Genomic DNA, 12,361 nt, shown 5'->3' on the forward strand with positions numbered 1-12,361 from the left:
CTTAGGCCTGCATCGTATGGTGACGAACAGCAATTACAGACGGAAGTTTTTGCCGTTGACCGGAGTCGGACGGCAAAGACCTGCTTCCAGCGGACGCTGGAAGATTTCCACCGCACCCGGAGGAATCATCGCACGGCGATTGAAGATGCCGTATCCGCCCTGAGGCAAAGCCACGATCATGTCATTCAAAAGCTGACGCTGCAGATGTGGAGCAAGCAAGATGGGATCAAATGCAACCATCACACGAATCGCCGCCGTGGTTTGCACGGGCACACCACCACGAGCAACGACATCACGGATTTGTTCTGGAATTGGATTGAAAGAGACATCAAGGAAGCAATTCGGACCTGTCGGACCAAAGCCCAACAAGTTCAAAGACAGACCACGCTGTTCCCAGTTGTGTTTGGAGCTGACAGCATCCAGTAAATCTTTGCGAGTCATGCGAGGTTCACGGGATTTTAAAATTCCCAAACCCGCAGCCACAATCGCCGCCGAATTGGAGCTGCCACGATATTCAGTTCCATCAGAAAGCTTTATGGAAGAAGGCGCCAGCAAATCCGGTTTGTCCTTGAAGAAAGAAGTCGAAGAACGATCTGAATCACTCGCTCCCACCGTAATTACCGTTGGGTTGTCAGCTGGATTCAAGATGCTTTCGCCGCGGGAATGGGAAGGCATCACCAAACCATCACCATCAGCCGTGATTCGCAATTGATCGCGGTTGGTGAAATTGTTGGATCTGTTTTTCACACGCAGGAAATAAAGCCCCGGAGAAAGTTCAGCAGAGATGATTTCACGCGGGTATTTGGAAAAACCCGGTCGGCCTTCATTGCGGTCGGCGGATTGTTTTAAGGCACTGTTCTGAATTACATTCAGCATGTCATCAGTAAGGGCCAGATCCAGATCCTTGGTGGTGCCTTCTTCAACATCATCTTTGAAGTCATTCCAGGAAAGAACAATCTTAGCCGAACATTTTTTCCCAGCCGCAGCCTGACAGCGCAAAGCCAAAGCATTGTTCTGATCCGGCAGCAAAACCCAATTGTCCTGAACTGTCGTCAGCGGACCATTGTAAGTGGTCAAGGCAAAGTTACCAGCCGCATTCACCCAGATCACACCCGCACGAGTCGCACGGTTGACCTCTGCATTGATAAAGCCACCCCCATCGCCATTGCCCCCGTATTCCCAAACTTCAGAATAAAGAACCAGGTCATATTGGCGGGCAATCACATCATCAATAGCCGCTTTGAAATTGGAATACCCAAAAGCATTATACAAAGTCAGCTCAGGCATCCACTGCGAAGCCCGCATATCATTGGTCATCATGGCCGTCAGAATCTGCGCCATCTTCAACCCATGCACGACCTTCAAATTTTCAGGATTAGCCACCGGCCCGGCAACATAACGAGTCCCCGCGGGCAAAGTACGCCCAATTTCTTTTTCATACCCAAAGAAACCTTTATCAAGAACCGCAACCTTCAACTTGCGCCCAGGATTCTGCGAAGAATAGTAGGGAGTGAACCCCAATGAATTTTTCAATGAATCCGTATTAGTGAATGGAGACGCCACGCTGACTGTTGTCAGACCAAGCATCAAAGCGCAAAACACGAAAATTTTCATAAAAATGACTCCTATCACTTTCTTCGAAGTGCAAGAACAAGGACTTGCTTAAGCCCTTAGGAATGGGGATCTCCGCTGGAATCGACCTCCAGCCAGCGGATGCGTTGGCCGCCAAAGGCGGACAGGCTGGCGAGGGCAGGAGCCCGTGTCGATGCAAGCGGAGATCCCCATTCCTAAGGGCGGCCCGGAAGGCCGCCGTTAGTTTCTACCAGTAGTAATTAGAGTAATAGTAGTAGGAATAGTACCCGTAGTTGTACGTGTAGCATGGTGTGTACCAGTTCCCGTACCAGTAGACGTAGCTGTAGTAGTTGTAACCGCTGTAGAAGTACCAGCTGGAAGCCCCACCATCCTGATCAAGTTCGTTGCGAACGTGTGCAGACTGGTCGAAGGAACCGGTTTGTGCCAGAACCTGCGCCTGAGCGTCACTGGTCACAGCTTGTTCAGATGCCAGAACCGCCGTTTGGTTGTTGCGGTTATCAACACGGATCACCACAGTGCCGTTCATGGACTGATTGGTTACGGAAGATTCGTTGTCCAGCTCGCCCGCAAACGCAGAGCCAGTGCCCAAAACAAGGGCTGCGACCAAAATAAGGTGTTTCATCAATGCCTCCTAAAATGGCTGTTAAATGTGCCTTCGTTTTATGCTTTCAGGGGCTCATGTCATCTGAAAAAGCCTTGTTATTCGAAAGTCCTTGACGCAGGAAGACCGCGAGCGGTACGGGCTAGCATATGGAACCTATTGGCTACTTGGAGTCTTGCTTTAAAGATAAATTTGGAACGCCGCGACAGCCTGGGCTTGTTAAGCGGGCCGAAGCACGTCTGAAAATCCGCGCGGATCTTCAGCCTGAAGAATCTTTGCAGGGCCTTGAGGGTTTCAGTCATGTGTGGCTGATTTGGGTCTTCCATCAAAACAAAGTGGCGCGCTTCCATGCGAAAGTGCATCCGCCACGTTTGGGTGGGGAAAGCATGGGTCTTTTTGCGACCCGCACTCCGCATCGTCCGAATCCGATCGGGCTGTCTTTGGTGGAACTGGTGCGCGTGGAAAAAGACGGCATCGTGGTCGCTGGAGCAGATCTGGTGGATGGCACTCCGATTCTGGACATCAAACCTTATTTGCCGGAAGTGGAATCCATTCCCAATGCCCGTACTGGCTGGCCGGCAGAGATTGCCAAGAACCCGATCACGGTGACTTTTGACGACAAGGCCGAGCAACTTTTACAAGAGTGGCAGGTGCGAAACCCTGACAAAGCTTTGCGTGAAGTCATCGAAGAAACCCTGAAGCAGGATCCGCGTCCTGTCGTTTATCGTGGTTTTGAAGAGGGCGATTCCCCTTATAGAAGCTCTCACGCGGTTCGCCTGTACGACGTGGATGTCCATTTCAAATTTGAAAGCCCCACCCAGGTGCGCGTATTCGATATTCTTTTTATGCATAATTAGTTGCAGTTGCCTTTTAATTGCGCAGCAGGCTACTCTCCGGATGAACCAATACAAGGGAGGATTCGTGAGAACACTGGAAACTGCTTCTCATTCTGAAAACAGCACTCTTCGCAAAGTGCCAACATTGAGCCTTGCAAGTTACACCAAAGGGACTGCCGGTGAACGCTCAGAGTTCATCGACAAACTTTTCACTGGTCTGAAAGAATATGGCTTCATCATTCTTAAAGATCACAACGTCCAAGCCGCAGATCTGCACAAAGCTTACGACATCCTTAAGAACTTCTACGCACTTCCGACAGAAGTTAAAAAATCCTATATTTCTCCAAAAGCCGGCTTCCAGCGCGGTTACACTCCATTCGGTCAGGAACACGCCAAAGATTCTCCAGTGATGGACTTGAAAGAGTTCTGGCACGTGGGTCGTGAGCTTGCTGAGGGCAGCGCCCTGAAAGCGGTTTACCCAGCCAACGTATGGCCGTCTGAACTGCCAGAGTTCCAGGCGCATTTCTCCAAGTTGTTTGCGGCTTTGGAAGAAGCGGGCGATGTGATGCTGGAAGCACTGACGATGCCTTTGGAAGTTGAAAAAGACTTCTTCGCAAAAATGACCAAAGATGGAAACTCCATCCTAAGACTTTTGCATTACCCACCAATCCCTGAAGGTGTTGATCCTCGTTGTGTTCGCGCAGCGGCTCACGAAGACATCAACTTCATTACAATTCTTCCAGCTGCAACCGCTTCCGGTCTGCAATTGAAAGATCGTGATGGCACTTGGTTGGATATCGACTCTGAACCAGACACTTTGATCGTGGACGTGGGTGATATGCTGGCTCGCCTGACGAATGACGTTTTGCCATCCACTACACACCGTGTGATCAATCCACAGGATGGTACAAATCAAAGCCGTTATTCCATGCCGTTCTTCATGCACCCGCATCCGGATGCAATGCTAAGCTGCTTGCCATCTTGTAAAGGGACAGGCGCGAAGTACGCTGATATTACTGGACAGGATTTCTTGATGCAGCGACTGCGCGAGATTGGCTTGCTGAAGTAAGCCCAAACTTGTCACCACAGTTGAAATGACTTCAAGGAAGGGATCCACACGGATCCCTTTCTTGCGTTTTAGCCCTGAGGGCCACTAGAACAAAGTCACCTGCGAATTTCACATGAGGGGGAATCATGCGATATTTGATGTTTGTGGTGATGGTCCTGACGGTTCTGTGGTCGGCGTATGGCCAGGCGATGGAATCCATGGAGGCCAACCGTATGAGCTTCCGCATTCAACCTTTGGGTGGCAAGGGTTATGACTATTCGTCGATCTGGAATCCGCTCAGCGAAACCGCGATGTTGCGCATCGGTCTGGTGCTGAATACGGCGGATGCATTCCTGGTGAACAAATCCATTTCTTTTGCCTCTGCCAGTGAGGTTGATTTTGAAACCAACCGTGGCTCGTCCGTGCGGGGGTACTGCGAAGTGAATCAGTGGTATTTGGAATACGAGCCTGGTTTGCCGAATTATCTGATGTATGTCGGCATGAAGGGCCCGGGGTGCGAAGACGTGGCCAGAAAATTTGATATCATGCAGGTTCGCTTTAACTTTAAAGGAATTTCCCTGCCGCAGTTTGTACCCATTGACGTCGCTGTTGATATCAGTCGATAAATAAGGGATGAGCAAGAAATCAGCCTTGATTCTATCCCTTGTTGTTGCCGTTCTTTTAATTGTCTCTTTCTGTCATTTCTATCAGTCAGCGCCTCCAGATAATGCCGGGACTGATTCTGAAGCCATGGGTGTTCCGGCTCAGCCGGAACAAACGGCGACAGTTTCGTCAAAGGCCGAACCTCCTCCGGTGGATGTGGCGGCGGCTCCAGCGGCGACGGGCTTTTTGCCGACGGAAATGGAAGATCCTGCCAAGTTCGCAGCTTACCAGCAAAAATTAAAAGAGATGGCGGTTTGTCTGAACATGCAGATGAACGCTCTGGATCCCAATGTTGAAATCAACTTTGAAACTTTCAATCAGGTGATCAATCCGGATTTGGGTGACGTGGTCACGCAGTCGGAAGAATGGGTCGCGACGGATCTGCGCACGAAGTCCGGTGAAATGCGCCGTATTTATATAGAAAATGCTCCCAGTATTGAAATGGAGTCTTCTCGCACGCTGAAATATTATTCCTTTGATGCGGGCGGGGCACAGAAAGAGATTTCTTTGTCCAAAGAACAGATGGCCAATCCATCCGACACCCTGGTGGCAAGCCTTGAGGCAGACGGGGAAGTGGTGGGTCGCTCTATTTCCCGTAAGATTTTCTATTCCAATGGGGATGATCTTTTGCTGGTGGAAAGAAACGGAAAGATCTTTTCCTTTGAGCTGGCTCATGATGGGGCGGTCTTCCGCTGCACGGGGGCCGACAAGTCCGCGACCTTCCAGTGTCAGTGCAAGTAGCCAATTACGGTAAAGATATACCTGCTGTTGGTGGGATTAAACTGGTTATAAATTTCTTCAGGAGGAATCATGGAAACAAATGAATTGCACCGTGGACGTTTGATTGATCACCTGCAACTGGTGGTTCAGGATTTGGAAAAGACCAAAAAGTTTTATTCGGCGGTTTTTGAAACCCTGGGTGTTCCCATGGGCGGCGAGGGGCCCGGATTTTTCTGGTGTGATGAACTGTTTATTTCTTCGACGGACAGTCCGGCCAGCGCAGGCAAGTTGACCGGCAGAACTCATCTGGCATTTCAGGCCAAAGACCGCGACATGGTAAAAAAGTTTTATGAAGTCGCGTTGAAGTCCGGTGGTCAGGATAACGGAGCTCCCGGAGAGCGTCCTTATCATCCGGGATATTTTGCAGCCTTTGTGCTGGATCCGGATGGAAACAACATCGAAGCCGTCTTCCATGGTCCGGCGAAAAAGTCGGCAGATTCGGTGAAGATCACCTTCTAACTGACAGTAACATGTTGAAATGCATGAAAGGCTCTTTGCTTTGGCAAAGGGCCTTTTGCTTTCTTGAGGGTGACTTCGGCGGCCCTTAAAATAAGTCGTTCACCCCAAGGAGGATTTCATGGAAAGAAATCGACACAGAGATCAGGATGAGTACCGTCGGCGTCCCGAGCGCGAGCCTGACTATAGCGAGTTTATTGATGAATACGACCGCTATCAGCCGCCACCTCAGTCTTCTGACGAACGCGGCCGCTATCGTCGCGAAGCCCAGGTGCCGGATGATTATGTGGATTATCGCAGCCGCAGTCGTGGTGACAGCCGAGAGTACCGCGACGAGCGTGAGTATCGCCTGCGTCGCCGGGATAACTATGACAATCGCGACTTTGCGATGAATCGTGACTATGAGCGCGGCACCGAGATGGACTATCGTGATTATGAACCTCATCGCGAAAGACATCCCGATGAAAGAGCTTATGGCCAGTCCGACTGGACGCCGCGGGATTCGTATGAAGCTGAGCGCATTCGCAATGGCTATCGTCATTCTTATGAGGCGCGCCATCCCGAGCTGGACCGGCACTATGACCGTCATTTTGATTATCGGTATGGCAGTGATGATATTGATTTCGACAGCCGGGAAGAACGGCCTTTGCGCCGCCCTCGTCGTCATCCGCGCCATCGCTCGGGTTACTGAATTTCGAGCATAAAAAAAGCCTCCGTGATTTGTGGCACGGAGGCTTTTGATTTTTCAGATTACTGGAAGCGGGTCAAAGCATCACGCAATGAATCCAGCTGAACCTTGGACTGTGCCAGCAAGACACGGTCGGCGGCGACAACTTCTTCATCTGCGTTGGCGACAAACTTTTCATTGGAAAGCTTGCCGGAAAGCATGCCGATATCGCGAGTCAGTTTTTCAATGGACTTGTTGATACGTTTTACTTCCTCGTCGAAGTCCACCAGGCCTTCAAGCGGGATGATCACTTTCACGCTGGCGTCTTTCACCACCACCGGAGCCACGGCACATTTCATCATGTCGCCTTCAGGTCCGATTTCCATGTTTTCCAGACGACCCATGGTCATCAAAGCCGTGCGGTTGTTGCCAAGGATCTTTTGCGTTTGATCGTTGGTCACACCCAGGCGCACGTTCAATTTGACAGCCGGGCTGATGCGGTTTTCACCACGGATATTGCGGATCGCGGTGATCACTTCCTTCACGATGTCGATTTCCAAAGCGGCTTGGGCAGAACCTAGGCTGAGGAATTCTTTGTCGTTACGGGTGTTCGGATACTGATCCACGATACATGCGGCGCCTTTGATCGGAAGCTTCTGGTAAATCTCTTCAGAGATAAACGGAGCAAACGGGTGCAGCAGGCGCATGATACGGTTCAGAACCTGAGCGATCACCAGCTGAGTTGCGGCTTTTTCTTCTGCGTTGTTGCCGTTCAGAATCGGTTTGGTGAACTCGATGTACCAGTCACAGAACTGATTCCAGATAAACTGGTACAGAGCTGTGGATGCATCAGAGAATCGGTCCTGTTCCATCGCTTCTTCAACAGTTTTGGTCACTTCCTCAAGTTTGGAGATGATCCATTGGTCAAAGACGCTGATGTGGGCTTTATTCGGCAAAGCTTTCACGCCTTCAGCCGGAGCCTTGAAATCAGACAGATTGGAAAGCGCGAAACGAGCCGCATTCCACACTTTGTTCATGAAGTTACGGTAGCCTTCAAGACGCTGTTCGCTGAACTTGAAGTCTTTGCCTGAATACAGGTGCGCCGCAAAGGTGAAGCGCAAAGCATCGGCACCGTGTTTTTCAATCATTTCAACCGGGTCAATGGAGTTACCCAAAGACTTGGACATCTTGCGCCCTTGAGAATCACGTACCAGACCGTGGATGTAGACCGTGCGGAATGGAACGTCTCTTTGGAACTCAAGACCCATCATGATCATACGAGCCACCCAGAAGAAGATGATATCGTGACCAGTCACCAGATAGCTGGTTGGGTAGAATGTTTTCAGTGTTTCAGATTCATTCGGCCAGCCCATTGTTGAGAACGGCCACAAAGCAGAACTGAACCATGTATCCAGAACGTCATCGTCCTGGTGAAGTTTTGTGCTGCCGCACTTTTCACAGGCGGTAACATCTGCTTCAGCCACTGTCTGATGGTTGCAGTCTTCACAGTACCAAACTGGAATACGGTGACCCCACCACAATTGACGGGAAATACACCAGTCTTCGATGTTGTTCAGCCAGTGCAGGTAAACTTTTGTCCAGGATTCCGGTTCAAAGCGGATCGTACCGTTTTCAGCAACACGTTTTGCCGGAACTGCCAAAGCTTCCATTTTCACGAACCATTGTTCAGAAAGGAACGGTTCTACCACCGCACCCGAACGCGAGCAGTGACCTACGGAGTGAACGTGGGGTTCTTCTTTTTCCAGAAGGTCCTGGGCTTTCAGGTCTTCAAGGATGCGCTTGCGTGCTTCTTGAACTTTCAAGCCGGCATAAGCGCCGCCGTTTTCGTTGATTTCGGCTTTTTTCGTCAGGATGTTAATGAACTCAAGATTGTGGGTTTTCCCGATCTTGTAGTCATTGAAGTCATGCGCCGGAGTGATTTTCACCACGCCAGAACCGAATTCCTTGTCCACGTATGTGTCAGCAATGATCTTGATTTTTCTGTTGGTCAAAGGCAGCAGAACGTTTTGGCCAATCAGGTGTTTGTAGCGTTCATCTTCAGGATGCACACACACTGCAGAGTCACCCAGCATGGTTTCTGGACGAGTCGTCGCCACAATCAGGAAGCCGGAACCGTCTTCCAGTGGGTACTTCACGTGATACAAAGAACCCTTGATCTGCTTGTGTTCGACTTCCAGGTCGGAAATCGCTGTTTCCAAAGGACCTGACCAGTTCACCAGACGCTGACCACGATAGATCAGGCCTTTTTTGTGAAGGGATACGAACACCTTGCGAACAGCTTTGGAAACACCTTCGTCCAAAGTGAACACGGCGCGATCCCAGTCACAGGAATCACCCAGGCGGCGCATTTGTCCATAGATGCGGTTTCCGTACTGGTGTTTCCAGTCCCAAACTTTTTCCACGAATTTTTCACGACCCAGATCGTGACGAGTGACACCGTCTTTTTTCAATTCACGCTCTACCACGGATTGAGTGGCGATACCGGCGTGATCTGTTCCCGGCAGCCACATGGTGTTGTAGCCGTTCATTCTTTTCCAGCGGATCATCATGTCCTGGATTGTGTGATCCAGAGCGTGACCCATGTGCAGGAAACCCGTGACGTTCGGAGGCGGAAGGATGATGGAGAATGGAGGTTTTGTGGATTGATCCTGGGCTTTGAAGTACCCGTTCTTTTCCCACCATTCATACGTGCGCGATTCAACATCTGTGGGATTATAACGATCTGATAACTGTTCTGACATTTTCAACGACCTCTAAAGGTTTTAAGGATATGAAATTCTTAAGTTTTTAACCCCTAGAGGCTAACAAATTCAAGCACTTTGGGATAGGCCAAATCGGCAGAAGTTCAGGTGAAAATAGACGAGGGAAGGTGCTGGGGTGGGGAGCGGTGCGAAATAAAAAAGGGAGGCTTGGGGCCTCCCTTGATCTAAGTCTGTGTGAACAGTGCTTATTTTCCTTATTTTAGGAAGTCCGCCATCAAGCGGGCACCTAGAACGATTTCCTGGCTTGTGATGTCGTCGCCAGTTTCTGGCTCTTCTTTCACGTTGTTGTAGGAAAGGTGATAGCGGAAGTTCGTGTCAGTGTACGGTTTGTACTCAACAACTACACCGTAACCGATGAATTTGTTGGTTTCTTCAACGCCAATTTCGCGCTTTTCTTCAGAAGTCTGGAATTCCAAACGTGGAGTCCATTGTTCCATGCCAGTGTAAGCGAATTTCGCCACGATGGAAGTCACAGTGTCTTTGTCGCCAGCATCCAGTTTGTTCTCAGACATCAAATAGTCCAAAGAGAACATCATTGGTTTTGCATTCCACATCACACCCGCAGTCATGAACTGGTTTTTGTCGCCGCTCGCAACGCCGTTCATGGTGTGGTAAGAAAGGTTTGTCATCAGGGCTTTTTCCATCCAGCCACCTCTCCACACGATACCCATCATGGAAGTGTTTTGGTCGAATGCAGCTCCCGCAGCACCTTCATCAGCTTTTTCGTTGGTCGCCATGATGTACACATTCTGATCGCCAAAGGTCAAAGTTCCTTTAACACCAGTCATGTACAACAGATTCGCTGTGCCGAAGTTGTCGCCAGCAAGAGCACCAGCAGGGCCGGACATTGTGTAGAATTGGGAAGTCAGGTACAAATCCGCACCGCTCGTAGCGCCTTCGAAGCCACCGAATTCAGTGTTGAAGCGACCAACGGACAAAGCGAACATTTCAGACATTTTGTGAGTCAGGAAAGCATACTCAACCGCAGTTTGTGCGCTGTCGGTGGCAAGCTGGGTTGCACTCTTGTTGAATGCAAGACGAACGCGGAAGGAAAGATCTTCCGTAGCTTTGCCTTGATAATCCAAGCGACCCGTCTTGAAGTAGAACTTGGAGAAATCCTGCAAAGGGGATTCATCGTAAGAGGTTGAGTTGTAGTCTGCACGCAGGTCCAAATTCAAAGTTCCGGCCTGAGCTGCAGAAGTCATCGTTGTTGTAGCAAGAGCTGCAATCAAAAACTTTTTCATGTTACTTCCTTGTTTAAAGTTCTAAGTTTTGATGTAGCCAGTATGGTATAAAGTCTTGCCTTCAACAACAATGCTTTAAAATTTTGTGTTGGTTCTGTGTCAAATTATTGTTGGCGTTCTTTCAAGAGGCCTTCAAGACCACCTTTAACATAGAAACTATTGATGAATCCGGCTTGTTCCAACATGGCCGCAACCTGCGGCGCTGACTTTTCATCACGATCCAGAACCACGACGGCAAAGTGCGGAGGCAGACTTTTTCCTTTTACCGCCTCCAACGCCCCCTCGGGGGTGGATGGCAAACTGATGTTGTCCAAATGCATTTTGGTCACGCTTTTGTACCAGTCATTCAGATCCACATTGTCCAGTATAACCAGTAAAAAAGGCGTGCGGGTTTGAATCAGATTGTCGAATTGAAAATAACCGATTGAATTAAAGTCCATGATTTATCCTACGCGCCCGTGTTCCGGGATGAATTTGTAAATGATAAGGACGATGGCAAGTCCAAGGAACGCCATCAGACCTGATGCCCAGAATGGAGCGGTGATCGCCACGGCTCCGTAAAGTGCGCCACCCAGTGCGGGGCCGATGATGCGCCCCAGGGAGGCCATGCTTTGAGTGACACCCATTGCGGCTCCTTGTTCGTTGGAGTCTGAAAGCAAACTGACGCTTCCCATGATTGATGGGTTGGTCAGGCCATTACCCAGTGATAACAAAGTCATGGTGATCGCCATACCGGTGATGGAATCCACCACGGCAATGCCGGTCAGCCCCAGGGCAAAAAGCAAAATACCCAGACGCAGAACCTTGCGCTCGCCCCATTTTGGCAACAGACGACGGACCAGGAAGCCTTGGGTGAAGATGATGATCACACCAATGTATGCAAAACCGAAACTAACCTGTTTCACATCCCACTGATACTTTTCACCCATGAACAAAATCAAAGTCGCTTCCATCGAGGACATGGCCAGTGACGAAAGCATGAACACGGTCACCAGGGCACCGACTGTTTTTTTGTTCAGATACTGCCACATGACCGAGAAACGTCTTTTCTTGGCGGCAGATTCGCTTTTTTCGCTCAGGGATTCTTTCAGGAACTTCAAGCCGAACAGGAAGTTCGCAAAGCACAAAGCCGCCACCCAGTAAGAGGCAAACGAAGTGTCAAAGTGCGGGGCTGGATTGATGTGGTGACCCCACACTGCTAAACCGCCACCCAAAGCCGGGCCGACAACAAAGCCCAAACCAAATGCGGCACCGATCAGAGCCATGCCTTTGGAGCGCTCATGTTTTGGGGTGATGTCTGAAATGTAAGCCGATGCGGTGGAAAGGCTGGCGCCAAAGAAGCCCGCAAGGATGCGTGCAACAAAAAGCCATTCTAAGGACCTTGCCCAGGCAAACATGATGTAAGACAGAGTTTCGCCGACCAAGCAGAACAGCAGAATCGGGCGACGACCCAGGCGATCGCTGAGGCGGCCCCAGAACGGAGCAAACAGGAATTGCATCAGGGAATAAACTGAAAGCAGCAAGCCTGTTTCAAGCGCCGTGGCGCCGAAGTTGCGACTTAGGATGGGGAGGATTGGGATAACCACACCAAAGCCCACTAAATACAGGAAAACAGTGAAAAAGATGATGGCCAGCTGTGATTTGTTTGATGTCGCAGTCATAGGGTTGTTAATATTAGGAAGTTATGAAA

The 12,361-nt window shown here is 50.0% G+C and carries 12 protein-coding genes; 6 read left to right on the plus strand and 6 right to left on the minus strand.

Features of this window, described 5'->3' with window-relative positions; all coding sequences use genetic code 11:
- Nucleotides 1-33: 33 nt before the first annotated feature.
- On the minus strand, nt 34-1,614 hold the full coding sequence (locus BDT_RS02210) for a S8 family serine peptidase (protein WP_015089632.1): 1,581 nt from the start codon (nt 1,612-1,614) through the stop codon (nt 34-36).
- 205 nt (nt 1,615-1,819) lie between these two features.
- Nucleotides 1,820-2,215, minus strand: a complete 396-nt coding sequence (locus BDT_RS02215; protein ID WP_015089633.1) for a hypothetical protein — start codon at nt 2,213-2,215, stop codon at nt 1,820-1,822.
- 128 nt (nt 2,216-2,343) lie between these two features.
- Between BDT_RS02215 and tsaA the strand changes: the two genes are divergently transcribed.
- The 6 genes from tsaA to BDT_RS02245 all read left to right on the plus strand — a co-directional run bounded on the left by tsaA (nt 2,344) and on the right by BDT_RS02245 (nt 6,668).
- Nucleotides 2,344-3,051, plus strand: coding sequence for a tRNA (N6-threonylcarbamoyladenosine(37)-N6)-methyltransferase TrmO (tsaA, locus tag BDT_RS02220; protein WP_041576878.1), 708 nt, complete (start codon nt 2,344-2,346; stop codon nt 3,049-3,051).
- A 64-nt stretch (nt 3,052-3,115) separates the two neighbouring features.
- Nucleotides 3,116-4,099, plus strand: coding sequence for an isopenicillin N synthase family dioxygenase (locus BDT_RS02225; protein ID WP_015089635.1), 984 nt, complete (start codon nt 3,116-3,118; stop codon nt 4,097-4,099).
- 125 nt (nt 4,100-4,224) lie between these two features.
- Nucleotides 4,225-4,704 (plus strand): hypothetical protein, encoded by a 480-nt coding sequence (locus tag BDT_RS02230; RefSeq protein ID WP_148278670.1) that lies wholly within the window; start codon nt 4,225-4,227, stop codon nt 4,702-4,704.
- A gap of 7 nt (nt 4,705-4,711) precedes the next feature.
- Complete coding sequence (locus BDT_RS02235) at nt 4,712-5,482, plus strand: hypothetical protein (RefSeq protein ID WP_015089637.1); 771 nt, start codon at nt 4,712-4,714, stop codon at nt 5,480-5,482.
- A gap of 69 nt (nt 5,483-5,551) precedes the next feature.
- Nucleotides 5,552-5,980 (plus strand): VOC family protein, encoded by a 429-nt coding sequence (locus BDT_RS02240; RefSeq protein WP_015089638.1) that lies wholly within the window; start codon nt 5,552-5,554, stop codon nt 5,978-5,980.
- A gap of 118 nt (nt 5,981-6,098) precedes the next feature.
- Entirely contained in the window at nt 6,099-6,668 is a 570-nt protein-coding gene (locus BDT_RS02245) for a hypothetical protein (RefSeq protein WP_015089639.1), read from the plus strand.
- Nucleotides 6,669-6,727: 59 nt separating this feature from the next.
- Here BDT_RS02245 and BDT_RS02250 read toward each other — a convergent pair whose 3' ends face one another.
- The 4 genes from BDT_RS02250 to BDT_RS02265 form a co-directional block, all read right to left on the minus strand.
- Nucleotides 6,728-9,406, minus strand: coding sequence for a valine--tRNA ligase (locus BDT_RS02250; RefSeq protein WP_015089640.1), 2,679 nt, complete (start codon nt 9,404-9,406; stop codon nt 6,728-6,730).
- A 215-nt stretch (nt 9,407-9,621) separates the two neighbouring features.
- Entirely contained in the window at nt 9,622-10,671 is a 1,050-nt protein-coding gene (locus BDT_RS02255) for a porin (protein ID WP_015089641.1), read from the minus strand.
- A 104-nt stretch (nt 10,672-10,775) separates the two neighbouring features.
- Nucleotides 10,776-11,111: a rhodanese-like domain-containing protein gene (locus BDT_RS02260; RefSeq protein WP_015089642.1), complete on the minus strand. Its 336-nt coding sequence runs from the start codon at nt 11,109-11,111 to the stop codon at nt 10,776-10,778.
- A 3-nt stretch (nt 11,112-11,114) separates the two neighbouring features.
- Nucleotides 11,115-12,332, minus strand: coding sequence for a tetracycline resistance MFS efflux pump (locus BDT_RS02265; RefSeq protein WP_015089643.1), 1,218 nt, complete (start codon nt 12,330-12,332; stop codon nt 11,115-11,117).
- Between the last annotated feature and the right edge of the window lie 29 nt (nt 12,333-12,361).

The sequence above is a fragment of the Bdellovibrio bacteriovorus str. Tiberius genome, from assembly GCF_000317895.1.
GTDB classification, from domain to species: domain Bacteria; phylum Bdellovibrionota; class Bdellovibrionia; order Bdellovibrionales; family Bdellovibrionaceae; genus Bdellovibrio; species Bdellovibrio bacteriovorus_F.